Origin of the sequence: Cobetia sp. 1AS1, assembly GCF_029846435.1 — a bacterium.
Taxonomy (GTDB): domain Bacteria; phylum Pseudomonadota; class Gammaproteobacteria; order Pseudomonadales; family Halomonadaceae; genus Cobetia; species Cobetia amphilecti.
Window position 1 is genome coordinate 12,102 of record NZ_JARWKU010000008.1, and the last position, 21,827, is coordinate 33,928.

Genomic DNA, 21,827 nt, shown 5'->3' on the forward strand with positions numbered 1-21,827 from the left:
GGCGCTCAGCCGCGCGTCGGCGAGACCGAGCGCCCGGCAGGTACCGCACGCGCCAGCAGGTAGACCACCAGCGGCAGACAGGCCTGCAGGCAGGCGGCCACCGCGGTCAGGCGCGGGTCGGCCCCCGTCGCCAGCGCCAGGGTTTCGGTGGTCAGAGTCGGGACACGCCCGCCGCCCAGCACCACCGTCGGCACGTACTGCGCGATACTGACCGCGAAGGCCACTGCCCAGCTGATGGCCAGCGGCCTGAGCATCAGGCGCAGGCGGATACCGATCAGCACCTCGAGCCGTGAACGCCCCAGCAGGCGTGCCGCCTGCTCGAGTCGGGTATCGAAGCGTGCCCAGGGACCGGCCAGCGTCAGCCAGGCGTAAGGCAAGGCGAACAGCAGATGGCCGATGACCACTCCCGCCCAATCGGGACTGGCCCCCAGGCTCAACCAACCGACCTGAAAGCCGAACAGGAAGCTGGCCTGCGGCAGCAGCAATGGCAGATAGAGGCAGACCACGAAGCCGCGCAGACGGCCACTTTCCCGCTCACGCTCGAACACCGCCACGCTGAGGATGACGGCCAGCGTCGCCACCAGCAGTGCCAGCCACAGGCTGTTGCTGAAGGCATCCCCCAGGCCAGCGAGGGCCTGTTGCCAACTCTCCCAGCCCCAGTGAGACGGCAACAGCGCAGGGAAGAACCAGCTTCTGGCCACCGATTGCACGCCGATCACCACGAAGGCGAGCAGTGAGATCAGCGTGACCACGCCCAGCACTCCGCGCGCGACACGCCCGAACAGGGCTTCGCTCGCCAGCGCCAGACGGCTTGCGCGCGCCGGGTGATGGCTCAGTACCCAGTCGCGATGCCAGGCGAGCAGAGCGCGTCCCAGCGCCGCGCCAAGCGCCATCATCCCGATCACCAGCAGGGCCAGCATCAGGGCGCCGACACTCGCCGGCAGGCGCGCCGACGGGTCACTGTCGCGCCACAGCTCGATCAGGCGCACCGCCAGCGTCGGCGTACGCGTCGGCCCCAGCACCTGCGCCACATCCACCACCGCCAGCGAATAGGCCAGCACCGCGCCGATGGGCAAGGCGATGGCGCGCATCACCTGTGGCATCAGAATGCGCCAGCGCAGCTGAGGGATGCTGTAGCCGAGCGCCTGACCTGCCTGCAGCTGCGCCGTGACCGGCAGGCGTGACAGCGCCGTCTGCGCCATCAGCATCAAGAATGGCGCCTCCTTGAGCGCCAGACCGACCGCCAGCGAGATGCCGTGGGCATCCGGCAGCGGATACTGCGGCGGTACCAGCACCTCGAAGGGCGCCAGCAGCAGGCGCATCAGCACGCCACTCGGGGCGGCCAGCCATAGCAACCCCAGCGCCAGCGCCAGATGCGGCATCGCCAGTATCGGGGCCAGCAGGCGCTCCATGCGCTCGCCGAAGCGAGTCCCGGCGGCCGCCGAGACCCACCCCATGGTCAGCAGCACCGCCAGCAGCGTGCCGCCGAGGCCACTGACCAGCGTCAGCCGAAAGCCCTCCGCCAGCCCGGGCAAGGCCCACCAGCGTTGCCAGGCGACCGCCGAGACCTCCTCGAAGCCCAGCGTCGGCCACAGCCCGAAGGCCGGTGCGACCAGTCCGGCCAGCCCCAGCGCCGTAGGGCCGAGCAGCAACAGCAAGACGCCCCAGCGCAGCACGCGAGCGGGCGTCAGCGGTGCGTGACCAGTGGCGGGGGCGACACGCCAGCGGTCAGCGACCCATTGCGTCAGTTGCGATAGCGTCGCGCCCACTCGGCCTCCAACGCATCGGTCCAGCTCGGGTGTGGCTCGCTGAGTGGTGTGCCCAAGGCCTCTGGCGACATGCTGCCGGGCAGCTGCGGCAAGGCCTCGAAGGCGGCGCGCTCTTGCGGCAGCAGGCGGGCGACATCCAGCACAGTGTCATCGCCCCAGCGTGAAGGGTCGGCCTTGGCGGCCTGGGCCTCGGCGGACATCAACTGATTGATCCACACCAGTGCTGCGGCCTTGTGCGGTGCACTGGCCGGAATCGCCAGATAGTGCACATTGCCGAGAGTGCCGCCGTCATGGATATACGGCTCGATGGTCGGTGGCAGCCGCCCCTCCTGACGGGCATTGGCCACTTCCTGAGGCACGAAGGTCAGCGCGATCCACACGCTGCGCTGAGCGAGCAACTTCATCTGCTCTTCGGCACCGGCTGGCTGACGCTCGCCCTGCGCCCACATCAGGGGATGCAGTGCATCGAGATAGTCCCACAGCGGTGCGGTCACCTCAGCGAACTGGGCATCACTCGCCACGGGAGATGCCAGCACCTCGCGCTGCTCCACTGGCATCAATTCAATCAAGGCCTGCTTGAGGAAGGTGGTGCCGTGGAAGCTGGGCGGCTGTGGATAGGTCACGCGCCCGGGATGCTCTCTGGCCACCTCCAGCAACGTCTGCATGGAGCGCGGCGGCGATTCCAGCAGCGCGGTGTCGTACATGAAGATCAGCTGCGCACGCCCCCAGGGCGCCTCCAGACCATCGGTGGCGAGTCCGAAATCGCGCGCACCGATCTCCTCGAGCAGATAGTCACTGTTGGGCAGATGCTCGACGAAGGGCCCCCACACCAGCTCGGCCTGCTTGAGCGCACGGAAGTTCTCGCCGTTGATCCAGATCACATCGATGCTGCCGTCGCGGCGCCCGGCCGCCTTCTCGGCCAGCAGGGTCGAGACGCTCTCGGCGGTATCGGCGATCTTGACGTGGCGTACCTCGATGCCATGCTGCCCCGCCGCTGTCTCGGCCTGGTCGCGCAGATAGGCGTTGGTCGCCTCACTGCCGCCCCAGGCATGAAAGTCGATACGTTGACCGCGCGCGCGCTCGGCGATCACCTGCCACTCGAGCGAGGCGAGTTCAGGCATCGGGCGCCCGGCCTGCGCGTCGGCGGCATACGCCAGAGAAGCGGCCCAGGGACTGGCACTGACACCGGCCAGCAAGACCAGCGAGCCGCCCATCAGCGCCAAGGCACGACGGCGACCCGCCAGATGATTCGTCTTCATGAAGGGCTTCTCCTGATGGAAAAATGCCGCGACCCTGCACCTGCAGGCCCGCGGCATGATTCAGCAATTACTGTTTTTCGACAGCCACAGACCGCTCGGCAGGGTTTGCCTTGAGGGTCTTGGTCGGCTCGAAGCGGCCGTTGCGGCGCCAGGTGAAGTAACGATCCAGCACCTTGAGCACGCCTTCCGGCTTGTGGGCATTCTTCCACATGCCCGCCGCGGCCTTGTTGGCCTCGGACAGCGTCGGATAGGGATGGATGGTGGACAGGATCTTGTTGAGACCGATGCCGTGTTTCATCGCCATGGTGAATTCGGCCAGCCACTCCCCTGCCGAGGCACCGACCAGCGTCACGCCGAGGATGCGATCACGCCCCTTCTCGGTCAGCACCTTGACGAAGCCTTCGGTGGCTCGCTCGGCCAGCGCGCGATCACTCTCACCCATCGCGTAATGGGTGACCTCGTACTCGTAACCCTGGGCCTTGGCTTCGGTCTCGTTGAGGCCGACACGTGCCACTTCCGGCTCGGTGTAGGTGACCATCGGCATGATACGGTAGTCGACCTTGAAGGTCTTCAGGCCACCGAACAGCGCGTTGACCGCGGCGTGCCACGCCTGGTGACCCGCCGCATGGGTGAACTGATAGGGGCCGGCCACATCGCCGCATGCCCAGATGTTCGGCTGCAGGGTCTGCAGCGACTCGGAGACATCGATGGTGCCACGCTCGGAAACCGCGATGCCCAGTGCCTCGAGGCCGAAGCCTTCGACATTGGCTTCGCGACCGATGGCCACCAGCAGCTCATCGAACTCGATCCAGCTTTCCTCGCCTTCGGGAGAGCTGACCACCAGCTGACGCATCGGCTCGCCGTCCTTGCCCTTGAGCACCTCGATACGCGTGGCGGTGGAATTGACGCGCAGATCGACGCCCTCACCGGCCAGCTGCTCATGCATCAAGGTGCTGACTTCCTCGTCCTCGCGCGGCATCACGCGCGGCGCACCCTCAATGATGGTGACCTGGCTGCCGAGACGCGCGAAGCTCTGACCCAGCTCCATGCCGATGGGGCCGGAACCCAGCACCACCAGACGCCGGGGCTGTTCCTTGAGGTCCCACAGGTTCTCGGAGGTCAGCGGCGTGATCAATTCCATGCCCGGGATGGCCGGCACACGCGGACGGGCACCGGTAGCGATCACCACGTTGCGCGTGGTCAGCACGCGGCCATCGACTTCCACCTCCCAGGGCGTCTTGAGCATGGCACTGCCGGTATGCACTTCCACGCCGAGGCCTTCATAACGTTCGATGCTGTCATGCGGCTCGACGCTTTCGACCACGTCATGCACATGGCTCATCACCTTGGCGAAATCGATTTCCGGCTCGTTGGCGGTGATCCCGAAGCGCGCGGACTGACGGATCTCATGGGCCGCACGTCCGGCACGAATCAGCGCCTTGGAGGGCACACAGCCGGTATTGAGACAGTCGCCGCCCATCTTGTGCCGCTCGATCAGCGCGACACGCGCATTGACGGCGGAGGCGATATAGCTGGTGACAAGGCCGGCGGAACCGGCACCGATGACGACCATGTCGTAGTCGAAGCTCTTCGGCTTGGTGAAGCCCGCCTGCTGCTTGCGCTTGCGCAGCATCCCGACGATCTTCTTGGCGATCAGCGGGAACAGGCCCAGCGCGATGAAGGAGGCAATCAGTCCCGGCGACAGGATGCCGGACAGGGATTCCAGCTGGCCCAGCTCACGACCGGCGTTCACGTAGATGGCAGTGCCCGCCAGCATGCCCAGCTGGCTTGCCACGTAGAAGGTGACCACGCGCATGCGGGTCAGGCCCATCACCAGATTGACGATGAAGAACGGGAAGACCGGCACCAGGCGCAGCGTGAACAGATAGAAGCCACCTTCGCGCTCGACGCCACGATTGAGGGATTCCAGCTGACGGCGGAAGCGCTTCTCGATGCTCTCGCGCAGCAGAGTGCGGGAAATCAGGAAGGCCAGCGTCGCACCGATGGTGCTGGCGAAGGAGATCAGCAACAGCCCCCAGCCGAAGCCGAACAGCGCGCCACCCAGCAGCGTCAGCAATGCTGCACCGGGCAGTGAAAGCGCCGCCATCGCCACGTAGACGACGAAGAAGGTACCCGCGACCTTGTACGGTGATTCCGCGAACAACGCCTGGAATTCGGACTGACTGGCCTTGAGGCTCTGCAGAGTGAAGTAGTCCTGTGCCCCGCTGGCGAAGAACACCACGATGGCAGCGACGATGGCGCCCAGAAGCAGTAACTTGCGTTTATTCACTGGCGATTTCCTTTTCGATTCCTGCCGTCATGGGCATGTCATTGGGATGTACCGTGTCCTTACGAGGCATGTCGCTGACTGGATGCACAGATTCGCGTAGCGGGGTGAATGGCAGTGGCTTGATCACGACAACGGTAACGTTTCATTCTGCATGTTCGCATCCATCCCACGTTTATTCGCGTAGAAACCTATACAGGCAGTGAGGACTCAACAGCGCCAGTCACCTCACGGCTCACCGAGACATGGAGATTTCCGTGTACTCATCTCGAAGGAATGACGCCTTTCCCGGAGACACCATGACCCGATACACGCGAATCCCCTTCCCTGCGCTCAGACGTCTCACGCCACTGGCAAGCCTGCTCGGCGGCCTGCTGCTTGTCGGCCACGCCCATGCCTTCGACCCGCAGACCGCGCCCAAGGGCGTCGCCGAGGGTGTCGCTCAGGGCCAGGAAGTCGCCATCTTCGCCGGTGGCTGCTTCTGGTGCATGGAAGGCCCCTTCGACAAGCTTGACGGTGTGATCTCGACCACCTCCGGCTACACCGCCGGCGAACAGGACAATCCGACCTACAAGCAGGTCTCATCGGGCGGCACCGGGCACACCGAAGCGGTCAAGGTGGTCTACGAGCCGGATAAAGTCAGCTACGACACCCTGCTGGAGGTCTTCTGGCACAACATCGACCCGGTCGCGGTGGACCGCCAGTTCTGCGATGCCGGCACCCAGTACCGCAGCGGCATCTACCCCCTCGATGAGGCCCAGCGTGACGCCGCCGAAGCCAGTCGCGATGCGCTGAAGGACAGATTCCCCGAAGGCATCGCCACCGAGATCGAGGCCGCAGGGCCCTGGTATGCGGCCGAGGACTACCATCAGGACTTCTACAAGAAGAATCCGGTGCGCTATCGCTTCTACCGCGCCGGCTGTGGCCGCGATGATCGTCTGGAAGAGATCTGGGGTGACGACACGCCCGCGCACTGATCTCGCCCTCCAGGCCCTTTGAACGACAACGGCTCGCCATCTGGCGAGCCGTTGTCGTTTGCATGCTCTGATTTGCGTGCTCTGCTCTCTATTCTGCGGTCTGCCCTGCTCTCTGAACTTCCATCAGCCCTGCTCTCAGGCTCAATACTGCGTGGTAGCCCGGCGCCAGCACAGGATCGCCAGCGAGAAGGTCACCGCCAGCACCAGTACGCTGGCGGCCACCACCCCGGGCCAGCCGGCAGCCTGCCAGAAAGGTTCCAGCCAGAAGCCGCCGAGACTCGCGCCCAGATAGTAGGCGGTCAGATACAGCGCACTGGCACTGGCCCGCGCGCCTTCGGCATTGCGTCCGACCCAGGCCGAGGCGGTGGCATGCGCGAGGAAGAAGCCGAAGGCATTCAGGCTCAGGCCGATCAACATGCCGATCAGCGAGTGACTCAGCGTCAGCAGCGTGCCGAGCATCACGATGCCGGTGCCCAGCATCATGGTCAGCGCCTGTCCGCGTCGCTGAGCGATCGCCAGCGCGGCCTCACCGTCCTCAGCCGCACCTCCCGGTACCAGACGCCGTGCCAGCCGGCCAGACTGGGAGGCGCCGAAGGTGCCCGCCAGATAGGTCAGGAACAACAGCCCCAGCCATTGACTGCTGAGCGACCAGGGCGCCTCACTCAGCCGGAAGGTCATGTAGCTGTAGAGATTGACGAAGATGAAGAAATTCAGCCCACCGAGCAGGAACACCGGCCACAGACGAGGGTTGCGCAGATGGCGCCCCAGACCTGCCAGCATGCTGCTCAGCTTGAGCGGCTGGGCGACGAAGCGTCTCTGGCGCGGCAGCAGCTGCCATAACGCCCCCAGCACCAGCAGGCTGACGCCGCCGATGGCGGCGAAGCTGGCCTGCCAGCCCCAGTGCTCCGCTATCACGCCCCCCGCGACCCGCCCCGAGATGCCGCCTAGCGAATTGGCACTGATGTAGAGCCCCACCGCCATTATCAAGGCGGGTTGCTCCATCTCATCACTCATGTACGCCACTGCCACCGCCGGCAGGCCGCCGAGCAGAAAGCCCTGCAGCGCGCGCACCGCCAACAGCGACCAGAAGCCCTCGGCGAACAGTGCCAGTCCTGAACAGGCCACCCCGCCGGCCAGGGTCCACAGCAGGATACGCCGCCGGCCCAGCGCATCGGACAGCGGACCGAACACCAGCAGTGCCATGGCCAGCGTCAGGGTGCTCACCGACAGGGACAGACTCGCCTGCAGCGAGCTCAGGCCCAGATCCGTCGCCAGCAGCGGCAGCAGCGGTTGCACCAGATAGAGGTTGATGAAGACCACGAAGGAGCCCAGACACAGTGCCTGGGTCATGCGCCGCCAGTCACGCCCGCGCGCCTTGAGCGGCTCGGGCAGCTCGGACTGCGCGGTAGAGACCGAGGCGGCGGAATCGGGGGAAGAAGACGCGGAAAGCGATGAAGCCATCAGGTACCTGCACTCAATCAAGCATGGGGATGGCGCCAGTCTGCGCCGCGCGCTCGCATCAGTAAAATAGCTCGACATGATGCTGACCATCAGCAAAGCTGATGGCCGTGGCGACACAGGGATGTCGCAAACTGCGCCGAGAGGAAGCTGCGCTGATAAAGGACTCCGCGCTGAAAAGCACCTCACGATCAACAGGACCCCGCGATGAAACTGCCCTTCGATCTGCGTGCACTGGAGATATTCGTCAGTGTCGTCGAGCACCAGAGCTTCACCACTGCCGCTCAGGCACTCAGCCTGGCCCAGTCAGCGGTCAGCCAGTCGATCGCCGGGCTCGAAAGCCGGCTGGGCACGCAACTGCTGGTCAGGGGCTCACGCGGTCTGCGCCTGACACCGGCCGGCGATACGCTGCTCGAGCATGCCCGGCCCCTTCTGCAACAGGCACAGCGCGCGGCACTGGCGATGGCGGAGCTCGAGGGACTGATCAAGGGCGAGGTGCGCATCGGCGTCTCTTCGATGCTCGGCTCCTACTACTTCCCGCCGCTGTTGATGGCATTCAAGGCACGCTATCCCGACATCAAGCTCAGCGTGATCGAGGGCGGCACCCTGAGCCTGCGCCGGATGATCGACAATGCCGAGCTGGATTTGGGCGTCATCGTTGAGGATCAGCTCGGCACCGACACCCACGGCCTGATTCGACGCCACTTCCTGAGCGAGGAAATGGTGGTCTGCCTGGCGAACGATCATCCGCTGGCCGCCCGCACGCAGATCAGCGTCGAGGAGTTCTTCGCCGAGGAGCTGGTGGTCTTCAAGCGCGGCTACTTCCATCGCGACTTCATCGAGCGCCTGGCCAGCCAACATGGTCTCGCGCCGAGCATCGCCTTCGAATCGAACCTGATCGCCCTCAACAAGGCGATCGTCGCGCGCGGCTTCGGGATCACCACCTTCCTCAAGCGTGTGGTCGAGGACGACCGTGAAGAGAATAACCTGACCGCCGTCTCCTTCGATGAGCCCGCCTGGCTTGAGCTGTCACTCGCCTGGCGCCGCGAGCGCGGCCTGTCGCGTGCCGAGCAGGCGCTGGTCGATTTCGTCATTGAACACTCGGCAGCCGGGAGGCCCACCCCGGTCGCCTTGAGCGCTAATGATCAGGCAAGCAGCACTGCGCTGGATCCCCCTTCCTGAGAGTGGCTGACATTTACCGGGGCTCAGAAACGACAACACCCGGCCAGGGCCGGGTGTTGTCGAACAAGGCACTTGTCTATTCAAGGGCTTGTCTGTTTCAGTGCGACGCGTGATCGGCTCACTGGCTGCGCATGGCCAGCTTCATCTGCATGGCCTCGTAGGGCATCGGGCGACGCGACTGCCAGTAGTGCTGGGACCAATAGACATTGTCGAGTCGCGACAGCTTCACGCCACGCGAGGTGGAGGCATGCAGGAAGTAGCCGTTGCCGACGTAGACACCCACGTGGTTGTAGCGGCGTGAGGGACGGAAGAAGACCAGATCACCCGGCTTGAGCTGCGACTTGTCGATGCGCTTGCCACGCTTCACCTGGTCGGTGGTGGTGCGCGGCAGATCGATGCCGAAGCCATCACTGAAGACATGCTGCATCAGGGCGGAGCAATCGATGCCGCGGGTGTTGGTGCCCCCCAGACGATAGGGCGTCCCGGCCCAGCGATCATGCTCTTCCAGCAGGACATCGCGGATGCTCGGCCCTGACATGGCGAAGTCCTGCGACTCGGCGGCCGGCTGGGACGCGGACTGGCGATAGCGCTTGAGCTTCGGCAGTTCCGGCAGGTCCACATCGTAGTAGGCCACATCATTGGACGGTGTTGAGTGACTGGCACAGCCTGCCACACCCAGTGGCAGGATCAGAAAACAGCATAATAACGCGTGGCGCATCCAGCATTCCTCGTCGTGGGCCCGGCGCTGGAAGGGTGAAGGTGAGCAGCGCTTGCGGACGGCGATAACCATTGATGCATGACGATGATCGTTGATCGATCAGGATAATACGGCGACTATCTGACAAGGTGGGCCGGATCAGGCAGCAGCACACCTTGCAACACGATGACGACAGTCAGATGACAAACTCAAGTCGTTCGCAGGATAGTAGTTCATGTTTCCGCAAACCGTATGCCATTGCCGCACAAGTTAGACCAAAGCATCAGAGAAAGTGCCCCCTGCCGCTCCCCCAACCTGAATTGAATCCCGCTCAGTGCAGCGTGCGGGCATCTCCGCTCAGCACATCCAGATGCAACGCCGGCCAATGCCCCGGGCGGGCGCCCGGGAAATCGAGACTCGACCAGGCACCCGCCAGCGGTGGCGCCGCCGTCAACCACTGGATGAGCGCATCGCGAAAGCCGCGCAGGAAGCTGTCACGCTGGTCGGTGTCGCCCATGAAGAAGGCATAGCCGGCGAACAGCCCACGGGCATATTCCTTCCAGCTGCCGTAGTGGTCGCGCGCCATCGCATAGGCGCTGTCCAGATAGGCGGTGAAGGTCGCATCGTCCAGCCAGCCCAGCTGGCGCCCGGCAATCGCAAGATCCACCATCTGGGCGATGTCCCACGCCGCCATGTCCAGCTCGTTGCAGCGCGCCTCGTTGTCCCTGACGCGACGCAGACGGTCCAGATGCACCTGCTCATCATCGCCACGTTCAGCGCTTTCCAATACGTCGATCTCATTGTCGAGGCGGGCGCGATTGAGGGTGTAGGGGCCGTAGTTGATCTGGTATTCGTCCCGATCACCGGCATCGCGCAGGAAGTCGAGGAAGCCCTTGAGCGCCTCGGCATTGGCGAGGCCGTAATGGCCTTCGAGCCAGCCGCTGAGTTCCTCGACGCCCCGCCCGTACTCGACCATCGGCTCGCCCCAGCACGGCGTGTTGAGCGGACCGCTCAGCGCCAGCGCCGTGAAGCGATCCAGACTCGGGCGCAGCCCCGGCTCCTGCCAGTCGCTGGCGCGCCAGTCGAGCCAATGGAACAGGCTGCCGGGGTCATCGAGATGCCAGCGGATCTCGTTGACCAGCGGATGATCCTCGAGTTCCGGCACCGCGGATTCCCACACCGCCCAGGCTTCCAGCAGACGCATGGCGTCCGGGTAGTAGCGACACAGAGCACTGCGCAGACGCTCGGCACACTGGGCCAGCTCATCGGCCGGGAAATCACCGCTGTCCTGCACCATCAACAGATAGAAGGCGTACTTCTCGGCCATCACCACACTGGCGGGATAGCGATGACAGACGGCCAGACGCTGACGGCGTTCCAGCTCGACGGCATCGGCACGCCCGAAGGGCGTCTGGGCATCAGGCAAGGCACCACGCGCGGCATCGGCGGCCAGCTGATTGAGATGATGCGCCTGCGCCGGCAGCCAGAAGCGCGCCATGCCCTGCACGCCATCGCGGGTGTCCAGCGCCAGCGTCTCGTTGAGATATTGGCGTGCCTCTTCGCGGCGCGCCGCATCGACCTCGGCGACAAGCCCCTGACGATAGAGCAGGTCCGGCTCGCGGATACTGGCGATGGCCAGCACCCAGTGGCGGCTGTCATTGCGCCAGGCGCGAATCGCCGCGCGGCAGCGCTCACGCTGGGCGGCAGGCAGCAGCGCATGCAGCTCGCAACGCAGCGGCGTCAGCGGCGACGCCATCAGCGGACGCCAGTCACTCTCGGTGTCGCGAGTCAGATCGACACCCTCGAACAGACTGCGACCGCGCTGATAGGCGCGGGCCACGCCCTGCCAGTCAGCATAGCGGCGCACCAGCAGGTCGATGCCATGGGCGGCGAAGTCCTCGCCCTCCTCACGACTCAGCCAGCCGGCACATAGCCCGGCGAAGGCGAGATCGACCAGACGCAGCCAGTCCCAGGCGGCAAATTCCAGCGGCTCACCACGGTCGAGATACTGCAGCAGCAGCTCGCCGTAGGCCGTCGGTGACGGGGGCTTTTCCAGCCCGCCATCGGCGACGTCGATGCTGGAGGAGGCATGCGCGGGGGCGCCCTTGCGCCCTTCCGACTTGCGTTCGGCCTCTTCCTGAGCCGCATCCGCTTCCAGCTCATCCAGCCACTTGGCACGCTCGCTGTCGCTGGCCGTCATCAGGCGTGCGCTGTCGATGTCCCAGCCATAGCGATGCCCCTGCGAGGCCAGCCACAGCAACAGTCGAATCAGCTCATCACGCCCGGTGATCGCCCAGGTCTCGGCCAGCCAGCGCGTGACGTCCGGCCAGTGCGCCGCGGCGTCAAAACCGCTGGCACCGTCCTCGTGCGGGCCGCTGTCATCGGTGGTCAATGTCTGACCGCCGAGCCACGGCGAGAAGATGGCGCGCGCCATCCAGACCCGGTCGCGCTCGCCCTGAGGCCAGAGCTCAGTAACCGCCACCGGAGGCTGTGCCTCCAGCGCTTCCTGCAGACGCGGCCAGGTGACGCCGGCGTCTTCGTGCTCCAACTGAGACAGCGCGAGGCTGGCCTCGAAGAAGCCATCATCGCCTCGCGTCCAGCCGGCATCGCTACGCGAATGGGCCAGGGCCTTGAGCCAGTCATCCAGCGAGGTGAAACGCCCGCCGATCGCCGTGAGCAGGCGTATCAGCCAGGCACGCGTGCGCGCCTCTGACAGCCAGCCGGCAGTACGTGCCAGCGCCAGCAATTCCAACGCCTCCAGCTGGTACAACGGGTCCGGGGTGTCATTGGGGAAGGCCTCCAGCAGACGCCATCCCAACTCGCCCGCATCCGGGACTTCCTGGGCCTTCAGACGCGCGCACGCCTGGGCCGGTGTCCACACCGTTTCCGGCGCTGCACTGAAACCCCAACCGCACAACACCAGCTGTTGCCCCCACCAGGCACTCAGGGGTTCGACCAAGGCACACCTCACGACTCGATAGGATTCGACTGACGCAACACTTGCGACCGGGCAACTCGCAACCGGCGGCGCATAGTGTAACGGAAAGGGGCTTGCGGCGATGCCCCTCACGCAGGATAGCGAGCACGAACCACACCATGACGCCCGATGACAAAGGCACTGTCATCGGGCGTCATGGTGTGGGTGGCCGCGACTGCGCAGACCAAGATTACCGCATTATCATCACATCAGGATGTCTTCATGGACTTGTTGCCGGTCGGGATGCGGAAGAAGGCGCAGTACGCCACCGGCAGCACCACCAGCGTCAGCAGGGTCGCCACGCCCAGCCCGAACACGATCACCACCGCCATGCTCGAGAAGAAGGCATCCGGGAACAGCGGAATCATGCCCAGCATGGTGGTGATGGCCGCCATCGACACCGGCCGCACACGGCTGACGGCCGCCTGCACCACCGCCTGGAAGCGATCCTCCTGCTCATCGAGCTGCACGTTGATCTCCTCCACCAGCACGATGGCATTCTTGAGCACCATGCCGATCAGACTCAAGGTGCCGAGCAGCGCCATGAAGGTGAACGGCGCGCCGAACACGATCAGGCCACTGACGATACCGATCAGCGTCAGCGGCACGATGGACCAGATGGCCAGCGCCTGACGCAGGTTGGAGAACAGCAGCACCGTGATCACGAACATGCCCAGCAGCCCCATCGGCAGCGAGGAGAACAGCGCCTCCTGAGCCTCGGATGAGGTTTCGTACTCGCCGCCCCACTCCAGGTGGTAGCCCTCGGGCAGCTCGATGGCCTCGATCTTGGGACGGATACGCCCCAGCACGCTGGCGGCCGTTTCGCCGGACAGCGGCATCGGTTCGGCGTACACCGCCAGCATGCGCTGACGATCGCGACGCTTGATCAGCGGGTCGCGCAGCTCGGTCTCGAGCGGCCCCATCACCGAGCCCGCCGGTACGTAGGTCTCCTGCTCATCGCTCCAGACGTTGAGGCTCGCCAGGGTATCGAGGTCGAAGCGCTGACGCTCTTCACCGCGCAGCAGGATCGGGATCAGCTCGGAGCCTTCGCGATAGACACCGACGCTCTCGCCGTCGCTGTTGATCAGCAGCGCCTGATGCAACGAGTCACGCGTCACGCCGACACGCCGCGCCTGATCATCCAGGAATTCGGGTTCGATGCGATTGACGCGATTGCGCCATGACAGACGAATGCTGTCGGCCAGTGGCTCCTCCTCGAAGACGCTACGCACCTTGCCCGCCAGCTGACGCAGCACAGCGGGGTCTTCGCCGTAGAGGCGCGCCTCGAGACTCGCCTTGGCCGAGGGGCCGACCTGCAACGCCTGCACCTTGTATTCGACTTCGGGATACTCGGCGCGCACCAGGCGTATCACCTCCTCCATGCGCGCTTCGCGACTGGCACGGTCCCGGGTCTCGACGATCAGCTGCCCGAAGCTTGCATAGCTGTCTTCCGGCGAGTAGGTCAGCGTGAAGCGCTGGGCGCCCCCGCCGGTGACGCTGGTGACATGATTGACCTTGTCCATCTTGAGCACCTGCTGCTCAAGGTCCGCGATGCGCGCTTCCGTCGCCAGCACATCGGTGCCTTCCGGCATCCAGACATCAACGAAGAACAGCGGGGTCGAGGCATCCGGGAAGAAGGCATTCTTGACCTGACCGAAGCTCATCACGGCCGCCACCAGCAACGCCACCGCGCCCCCCAGGGTCAGCCAGCGCAGGCGAATCGCCCAGCTCAGCAGGCTGCGGAAGCCACGGAAGATGACGCCACGATAGGGGTCTTCCTCCTGATTCTCGTCCGTGTCGCTGCCTGCCGTCTCCCGCGCTTCGCGGAAGAACATGTCGAAGAAGAACGGTGTCAGCGTCAGGGCGGTGATCCAGCTCAACAGCAACGAGTAGCACAGCACCCAGAACAATGACCCGACGAACTCGCCGGTGGCATCCGGCGACAGACCGATGGGGGCGAAGGCGGTGATCGCGATCACCGTAGCCCCCAGCAGCGGCATGCGGTTCTGGTTGACGACCTCGAAGGCGGCCTGACGCTTGGTCTTGCCGCGCTTGAGGCCGATCAACATGCCCTCGGTGACCACGATGGCGTTGTCCACCAGCATGCCCAGCGCGATGATCAAGGCCCCCAGCGAGATCTTCTGCAGCTCGATGCCATGAATCGACATCATCACGAAGGTGCCAAGAATGGTGATCAACAGCACCAGCCCCATCAGCACGCCGCTCTTGACGCCCATGAATACCAGCAGCACCAGAATCACGATGCCGACGGCCTCGGCCAGGTTGATCAAGAAGCCGGATACCGCCTCATCCACCACCTGGGGCTGGTGATAGACCGTGGTCAGCTCCATGCCCAGCGGCATGCGCGACTCAAGCTCGCCAAGACGCTTGTCGACCAGCGCGCCGACCTCGACCACATTGACGCCAGAGGCGAACGAGATGCCCAGCGACAGCGCCGTCTCACCATCGGTGTGATAGAGGCGCGACGGCGATTCGGTGTACTCGCGGCTGACCGAGGCGATATCGCCGAGACGAATCAGGCCACCATTGCCGGGACGCCCGACCACCAGACGCTCCAGGTCCTGCACGCTCTGGAACTCGCCACTTGGCTGCAGTTCCAGCGATAGGCCGTTCTGACGGATCCGTCCGGCGTCGCCGACCACGTTCTGGGCATTGAGCAGGTTGGCGAGCTGATCCGGCGAGATGTTCAGCGCCTGCATGCGATCACGATCCAGCGCGACGATGACCTGCTCGCTGCGCGCGCCGACGATGGAGACCTTCTTGACCCCCTCCACCAGCGTCAGTTCGCGCTGCAGGAAGTCGGCCTGGTCCTCGAGGTCATGCGCCGAATAGCCCTTGCCGCTCAGGTTGTAGAGCAGCCCGAACACGTCGCCGAAGTCGTCATTGACGATCGAGGAGCCACTGCCGGGCGGCAGGCTCGACTGGGCGTCATTGATCTTGCGGCGCAGCAGGTCCCAGTACTGCTGCATCTCGCCTTCGCGCACGCTGCTCTCGAGCTCCAGCGTGATCTGGGAAAGCCCGGAGCTGTTGACCGAGCTGACGCGCTTGAGATTGGGAATCTGCTGGATCGCCTTCTCCAGCGGCAGCGTGACTTCCTCTTCCACCTGCTTGGGCGTCGCGCCCGGATACTGGGTAATCACCACCGCGTTGCGGATGGTGAACTCGGGGAATTCCAGCTGGCCGAGGCCGAAGAAGGAGGTCACGCCACCCACCGACAGCAGCAGCACGACCATCCAGCTGATGACTTTGTGTCTCAGGAAATAATCGACCATGGATCAGAGCCCCGCTTCCTTGACCCAGGGACGCACAGGCTCCCCGGCTTCCATGCGACTGGCGCCCGCCGTGACCAGACGGTCACCGGCACTCAGTTCTCCCGTGATCACCAGCCCTTCGCCGGTGGCCTGCAGTACCGTGACCGGCACGGCCTCGACGGTGCCCTGGGCGCCAGCTTCCTGCTGCTTGCCCTCGCTCTTGCCGGCGTCCGTGGTGGCGTCATTGTTGATCGATGCGCTCGCCTGGGTGTCACCGCCCTTGGGCACATAGCGCCACACCACGGCCTGGTTCGGGCTTTCCTCCTGAGTGACCACCGCCTCGATCGGCACGCGCCACTGGCCCTGGGTCGCCGCCGTCAGCTGCTGCATGTCCAGCTCCACGGTGGCGCTCATGCCTGACAGCACGGTGATGTCCTGCGGCTCCGGCAGCGTCAGGGTGACTTCATAGCTCAGCGAGCCCTCACTGGCACTGGTGTCGTGCTCCTTGTAACGGGCCGGATAGCGTGACTCGCCACTGCCGAAGCGCACCCAGGCCAGGGCGGCATCCTCAAGGCGCCCGGCCTCGGCACGCTCACGATCGATGGCGCGCACCTGACGCTCCGGCATGTTGAAGATCACGTCGATCTGCCCCGGCTGCTGCAGCACGGCGATGGTTTCCTGGGCGGCGACCACCTGATAGTTGTCCACCGGCACGCGCGCGATCACCCCGTCATAGGGCGCCTTGAGATAGGTGTAGCTGAGCTGGTCCTGCGCCTGGGAATACTGGGCCTGCGCTGACTGGAATTCGGCCTGCGCCTCATCGAAGCGTGCCCGACTGATGGCGCCCTTCTCCACCGAGTACTTCATGCGCTTGTAGGTCGCCTGCGCCAGATTGAAGCTGGAGCGGGCATTGTTGAGCTCGCTTCTGGCATCGCGATCATCCAGGCGCGCGATCAGCTCGCCCTTCTCGACCTCCTGACCGGCCTGGACCTCGAGTTCGCGCAGCTCACCGCCGATGCGGAACGACAGGTTGGAGCGCTCCGAGGCCTCGACCACACCGGGGTAGCGCTGGATGACACCGCCGCCTTCATCCGACAGCGACAGCAACTTGACCGGATGCACCTTCTGCTTCTCCAGCGGCGCCTCTTCCTCGCTGCAGGCCGCAAGTCCGAGGGCCAGCACGAGTCCGGCGAACAGCTGAAGGACGCGGCCTCCCCGCCAGGCGAAAGGAATACGCAGGTGTGGCTTGGCACCAGGTCGAAGTTTCATCAGCGGGCCCTTGAGTCGTTGGAATAAAATGGCACAAGCGAAAAACTGTCATCTGTCCGGCGTGCGCTGCGGGGCTGGCTGCCCTCACTGGCGAAGCGCGATCGCGTCCCAGGCCATCTCGAAGGCCTGGTCGAAGCTGGCATCACTGATGGCCGGCAACTGGCAACTGGAGCCCTGCAGCAGGCTGTAGATCGATCGGAACATGAACACCTCGATGAGGGCGAGATCGATCTGCTTGAGGATGCCGGACTGCTGGCCCAGCGCGAAGGCGTCCAGCAAGGGCGCGGCGCGCTCCTGATTGGCCACCCTCAGGGCGTCCTGCATATGGGAAGAGTGCAGAAACTGATCGTGAAAGAGGAACAACGCAGGCTGACGGCGCCCCAGCGCCACCAGGGCATTCCACACCCGACACAGTGCCGACTTCAGCTGCTGGGCGGCCGGCGACAGCGTTGACGGCTCGGCCTCGAACGCCTCTGCCGGCTCGGCCTGGAAGGCCTCGATGGCGACCGCGATGATGCGCCGGCTGACCTCGCTAAAGGTCGCCTCCAGCAGGTCATCCTTGTCACGGTAGTAGAGATAGAGCGTGCCGGGCGACATGCCGGCGGCACGCGCGATGCGCGCCACGGAGGTCACGGCAAAACCATGCTCGGCCACCTCATGCAGCGTGGCTTCCAGCAACGCCTGCTGCTTGTGTTCATCACGATGGCGCATGGTCCGTCTGCCTCTGGTCTGTTCTGTTCTGTTCTGTTCTGTTCTGTTCTGATCTGATCTGTTCAGCTCAGTTCTAGTCTGATCTGGTCTTGAGCGAATCCTCACAAAATAAATGAACGTTCATTTATTTACAACCAGACATTGCGCGGCCGAGTGCGTGCACGCGCCTCGGCCATGCAAATCAGCTCATGCAAATCAGCTTATGCAAATTATCTTATCTAGCAGATCAAGCCGTGTCTGAGGGTCAGAGGCGTCAAATACAAGGCCAGTGAACGCCTGACTCGAACTGCCAGACTCGAACTGCCAGACTCGAACTGCCAGACACGAAATGTCAGGCACGGAATGCCAGATACAGAATGTCAGAAACAAGAAAGCGCAGCTCATCGAGCTGCGCTTTCTAAAGACATCCACCTGAAATCTGACACGCGCCCGCGGCGCGTCTCAGCTCTCGGGATCGATGATCGCGATGATGTGGTCTTCCAGGTCCTGCTGGCGCACCGATACCTCGGAGACGGCAAAGCGTGACACCGAGACCCCGGCGCGCTTGACGCTCTTGGCATCGCCCGTCAACAGCGGGTGCCATTCGGGCAGCTCACGGCCTTCATTCAGGCGACGATAGCCGCAGGTTTCCGGCAGCCAGCGCAGCTTGCCCACCGTCTCGACATCCAGCGGGATGCAGCCCGGCACGCGCGTGGCGCGATTGGGATAATCGCGGCAGCTGACCTTGCGCACATCCAGCAGACGACAGGCGACATCGAGTACCGCGATATCGCCACTGTCTTCATCCTCGAACTTGAGCAGGCAGCATTGGCCACAGCCATCGCACAGCGCCTCCCACTCGGCGGTATTCAGCTCCGAGAGTGCGTGGCGCTCCCAGAAACGCTCACGCTTTCCGCCGTCAGGCTGCGGAACATCGCTCATCTTGCTCTCCTCGCCCTGCCGGGCAGCAGGGTCGTTTCATCAGTACGGTCTTGTCTGCCGGACAGGGCGTCAGTAATGCGTTTCCGGCGGCGTCACGCCAATCTCCTTGAGGAGATTTTCCTTGGCCGGCGGCATCTGCAGATAGAAGCCCTGCTCGCGAATCTTCTCGAGCACCGTGGTGCTGGCAACGCGCGCCAGCGGCTTGTCGGCACGAATCAGCAGTGTCATCAAAGGTGTCGGCGTGCCGAAGATGCCCAGCAGGGATTCCGGCACATCCTTGAGTCCACGCGCCTTCTCGACGTAGAGATACATCTCGTCCTTCCTGGCGCTCTTGTAGATCTCGCAGATCATCTTGTCGTCTGTCATCGGGCTACCCATCATCTTGCAGCGCTTGCGCGCATCAGCGGGCTCTCGCGTCACGGGCATGACCCGAGAGCTCACTACCGGTTTCTGGCCTGTTTCTGACCTATATTGCTGGCAGGCCAGGCTGCGTGAGCCTTGCACATGCCCCCTTGCAGTCTGGCCCACGAAAGCGGCGAGCGTCAGCTCTCGAGCGCCTTGGCCAGGCGCGCGGCCAGCAGCTCACCGCGCCAGCCCTGCGGCAAGGGCAGCGGCTCGCCCTCGTAATCGGCGATCACCAGCGCTTCCATGTCACGGCGCTTGCCGAGAATCTCAGGCTTGAGCTGCTGTGCCTCCGCCACCGCATTGACCTCACGCTTGAGGCGCTTCATGCAGTTCTTCCACTCCGGCGCCAACGGCGACGGCGGCACGCGCGGCAGCTGACTGTCATCGATCATCGCCACGTCCTTAAGCAGCGTCAGCACGGTGTCCCCGTGGCGCTTGATCTGCGGCGGATGCATGCCATCGACCTTGGCCAGCTCGAAGCGATTGGTCGGCAGTCGCTCGCAGATTCCGAACAGCTGCGCATCGGCCAGCAGGCGCGAACGCGGCACGTCGCGCAGACGAATCTGCTCCTCGCGCCAGTCACACAGCACCTGCCAGGCGGCCAGGCCACGCGGCGAGAGCTTCCACAGGCTGCGATGACGCTTCCAGTACTCCGGGTCCGGCGTGGCACCGCCGCTGCTGCCCGGGTCCCGACAATCCTCTTCAAGCCACGCCATGCGGTCCAGCTCGAGCAATGCATCGCGCTGCTCGGACCACACCTGCGGCAGGAACAGCACGTCCAGCGCGGCGTAATCGCACTGCGCCTGACTCAAGGGGCGCTTGAGCCAGTTGGAACGCGTCTCTTCCTTGGGCACGGTGACGCCCACCACGCGCTCGACCAGACGCTGATAGCCCATCGAGGCTTCGCCGCCGGTCAGGCCTTCGGCGATCTGGGTGTCGATCAGCGGCGTCGGCGCCACGCCCGCCCAACGCAGGAAGACTTCCATGTCCTCGCCACAGGCGTGCAGCAGCTTGAGCGGACCCTCTGCCCCCAGCAGACGCTTGAGCGCCTCGCTGGCCGGCACCACGGTGGGGTCGATCAGGAAGATGCGCGGCGTCTTGCCGTCCGCACCGGGCAGCTCGCCGTCACGGGCGGCCATCAGCTGCACCAGTGCCGGAATCGGGAAGAAGGTCGACTCGCGGATGAATTCGGTGTCCAACGCCAGCCAATCGGCGCCTTCCAGTTCTGCACAGGCAGCGGCCAGCGCCTCGGGGGTCTCGACCCAGACGGCCTCGAAATCGAGTTCTGACAGCAGTGCGGTGGCGGGTTGATCACTCATCAGCAAGGAAATCTCGTGGTGACAGGCTTGCCCGGGCAAGCGGAAATTGAAGGTGACGGGCACTCGCCAGACACCGGGCGGTAAACGACCGCGGGCGTGGTGGTTCCTGACCACCACGCCCGCAGACGTGCTGCTGTAGTTGCTTTGATACCGAAGCTGCCTTGAAGCCGAAGCTGCCCTGATGCCGGTGCCGAAAAGCGTCGGCACCGGCATCGCATCAGATCTCGCCGAGGGTGAACGGCAGACGGCCGCTGAAGGCACGACTGAGCGTGCCGCCATCGACGTATTCCAGCTCGCCGCCCATCGGCACGCCATAGGCCAGACGCGTCAGCTTGAGCGGCTGCCCACCGTGCTGCACATCGCGAAGCTGCTCGGCGATGTAATGTGCGGTGGCTTCGCCCTCGACCGTCGGGTTGGTGGCCAGCACCAGCTCCTCGATCTGGCTCTCGCGGACGCGGGTTTCCAGCGCATCCAGCCCGATATCCTCGGGCCCGATGCCATCCAGCGGCGACAGATGGCCGTGCAGCACGAAATAGCGCCCCACATAGCCACCCGCGCCCTCGATGGCGAGCTGGTCGGCGGGCGATTCCACCACGCACAGCACGCGCTCATCACGCCGCGGACTCAGGCACAGCTGACAGACCTCTTCCTCGGTCAGCGTGCGGCAGCGCGCGCAATAGCCGACGCGCTCCAGCGCCTCGCCCAGCACGCCGACCAGACGGTCGGCGCCCATGCGATCACGCTCCAGCAGATGCAGCGCCATGCGCTGTGCCGTTCGCGGGCCAACGCCCGGCAGCACGCGCAAGGCATCCAGCAACTGATCTACCAGCGGCGAAAATCCCATCAGAACGGCATCTTGAAGCCGGCCGGAAGGTTCATGCCAGCAGTCGCCTCTTCCATCTGCTTCTTGGAATTGACTTCGACCTTGCGCACCGCGTCGTTGACGGCGGCCGCCAGCAGATCTTCCAGCAGCTCCTTGTCTTCTTCCATCAGGCTCGGATCGATCTCGACGCGCGCGACGTCATGACGACCGTTCATGGTGACCTTGACCATGCCCGCGCCGGATTCGCCCTGGACTTCCGCCTTGGCGGCTTCTTCCTGAACCTTCTGCATGCGCTCCTGCATTTCCTGCGCCTGCTTCATGATGTTACCCATACCGCCTTTTCCACCGAACATGGCTCACCTCATCAATAACGTGTTGAACATGACCTAACGATAAATGCTGTCTGCCGGACGTGCCATGTCGTGGCACCTCCGGCCTGTGGTGTGCATGCCTTGTCGGCACACGCACCGTGAATCCGGGAAAGCGTCAGCGATGCCCGGC

16 protein-coding genes are annotated in these 21,827 nt (G+C 64.5%); 2 read left to right on the top strand and 14 right to left on the bottom strand.

Annotated features, from left to right (window positions below):
• Nucleotides 1-5: 5 nt before the first annotated feature.
• The 3 genes from QD280_RS13040 to QD280_RS13050 all read right to left on the bottom strand — a co-directional run bounded on the left by QD280_RS13040 (nucleotide 6) and on the right by QD280_RS13050 (nucleotide 5,318).
• Nucleotides 6-1,769, bottom strand: a complete 1,764-nt coding sequence (locus QD280_RS13040; RefSeq protein WP_279839566.1) for a hypothetical protein — start codon at nucleotides 1,767-1,769, stop codon at nucleotides 6-8.
• A complete protein-coding gene (locus QD280_RS13045; protein WP_279839569.1) occupies nucleotides 1,745-3,028 on the bottom strand; it encodes an ABC transporter substrate-binding protein in 1,284 nt (427 codons plus the stop codon). Before QD280_RS13045 ends, QD280_RS13040 begins: the two co-directional genes overlap by 25 nt.
• 67 nt (nucleotides 3,029-3,095) lie before the next feature.
• On the bottom strand, nucleotides 3,096-5,318 hold the full coding sequence (locus QD280_RS13050) for an FAD-dependent oxidoreductase (protein WP_279839570.1): 2,223 nt from the start codon (nucleotides 5,316-5,318) through the stop codon (nucleotides 3,096-3,098).
• A 296-nt stretch (nucleotides 5,319-5,614) separates the two neighbouring features.
• Between QD280_RS13050 and msrA the strand changes: the two genes are divergently transcribed.
• Nucleotides 5,615-6,292, top strand: a complete 678-nt coding sequence (msrA, locus tag QD280_RS13055; RefSeq protein WP_279839571.1) for a peptide-methionine (S)-S-oxide reductase MsrA — start codon at nucleotides 5,615-5,617, stop codon at nucleotides 6,290-6,292.
• A 141-nt stretch (nucleotides 6,293-6,433) separates the two neighbouring features.
• On the opposite strand, the gene QD280_RS13060 is transcribed toward msrA, so the two are convergent.
• Nucleotides 6,434-7,753: an MFS transporter gene (locus tag QD280_RS13060; protein ID WP_279839572.1), complete on the bottom strand. Its 1,320-nt coding sequence runs from the start codon at nucleotides 7,751-7,753 to the stop codon at nucleotides 6,434-6,436.
• 204 nt (nucleotides 7,754-7,957) lie between these two features.
• Between QD280_RS13060 and QD280_RS13065 the strand changes: the two genes are divergently transcribed.
• The gene (locus QD280_RS13065; RefSeq protein WP_279839573.1) at nucleotides 7,958-8,932 is read left to right on the top strand and encodes a LysR family transcriptional regulator; all 975 of its coding nucleotides are present in this window, start codon (nucleotides 7,958-7,960) and stop codon (nucleotides 8,930-8,932) included.
• 118 nt (nucleotides 8,933-9,050) lie between these two features.
• On the opposite strand, the gene QD280_RS13070 is transcribed toward QD280_RS13065, so the two are convergent.
• The 10 genes from QD280_RS13070 to QD280_RS13115 form a co-directional block, all read right to left on the bottom strand.
• Nucleotides 9,051-9,650, bottom strand: a complete 600-nt coding sequence (locus QD280_RS13070) for an NlpC/P60 family protein (RefSeq protein WP_213114414.1) — start codon at nucleotides 9,648-9,650, stop codon at nucleotides 9,051-9,053.
• A gap of 310 nt (nucleotides 9,651-9,960) precedes the next feature.
• Complete coding sequence (locus QD280_RS13075; RefSeq protein WP_279839575.1) at nucleotides 9,961-12,588, bottom strand: YbeU/YbeR family protein; 2,628 nt, start codon at nucleotides 12,586-12,588, stop codon at nucleotides 9,961-9,963.
• A gap of 227 nt (nucleotides 12,589-12,815) precedes the next feature.
• Nucleotides 12,816-15,899, bottom strand: a complete 3,084-nt coding sequence (locus QD280_RS13080; RefSeq protein WP_279839577.1) for an efflux RND transporter permease subunit — start codon at nucleotides 15,897-15,899, stop codon at nucleotides 12,816-12,818.
• Nucleotides 15,900-15,902: 3 nt separating this feature from the next.
• Nucleotides 15,903-17,147: an efflux RND transporter periplasmic adaptor subunit gene (locus QD280_RS13085; RefSeq protein ID WP_279839579.1), complete on the bottom strand. Its 1,245-nt coding sequence runs from the start codon at nucleotides 17,145-17,147 to the stop codon at nucleotides 15,903-15,905.
• 84 nt (nucleotides 17,148-17,231) lie between these two features.
• Entirely contained in the window at nucleotides 17,232-17,858 is a 627-nt protein-coding gene (locus QD280_RS13090; protein ID WP_279832126.1) for a helix-turn-helix domain containing protein, read from the bottom strand.
• A gap of 441 nt (nucleotides 17,859-18,299) precedes the next feature.
• Complete coding sequence (locus QD280_RS13095) at nucleotides 18,300-18,779, bottom strand: YcgN family cysteine cluster protein (protein ID WP_054555633.1); 480 nt, start codon at nucleotides 18,777-18,779, stop codon at nucleotides 18,300-18,302.
• Between the two features lie 69 nt (nucleotides 18,780-18,848).
• The gene (locus QD280_RS13100) at nucleotides 18,849-19,205 is read right to left on the bottom strand and encodes a YcgL domain-containing protein (protein ID WP_317292274.1); all 357 of its coding nucleotides are present in this window, start codon (nucleotides 19,203-19,205) and stop codon (nucleotides 18,849-18,851) included.
• A 116-nt stretch (nucleotides 19,206-19,321) separates the two neighbouring features.
• Nucleotides 19,322-20,503 (bottom strand): ribonuclease D, encoded by a 1,182-nt coding sequence (gene rnd / locus QD280_RS13105; protein ID WP_131432637.1) that lies wholly within the window; start codon nucleotides 20,501-20,503, stop codon nucleotides 19,322-19,324.
• A 217-nt stretch (nucleotides 20,504-20,720) separates the two neighbouring features.
• Nucleotides 20,721-21,347, bottom strand: coding sequence for a recombination mediator RecR (gene recR / locus QD280_RS13110; protein WP_043333870.1), 627 nt, complete (start codon nucleotides 21,345-21,347; stop codon nucleotides 20,721-20,723).
• The gene (locus QD280_RS13115; RefSeq protein ID WP_043333871.1) at nucleotides 21,347-21,679 is read right to left on the bottom strand and encodes a YbaB/EbfC family nucleoid-associated protein; all 333 of its coding nucleotides are present in this window, start codon (nucleotides 21,677-21,679) and stop codon (nucleotides 21,347-21,349) included. The genes recR and QD280_RS13115 overlap by 1 nt, the downstream gene beginning before the upstream one ends.
• Nucleotides 21,680-21,827 lie beyond the last annotated feature (148 nt).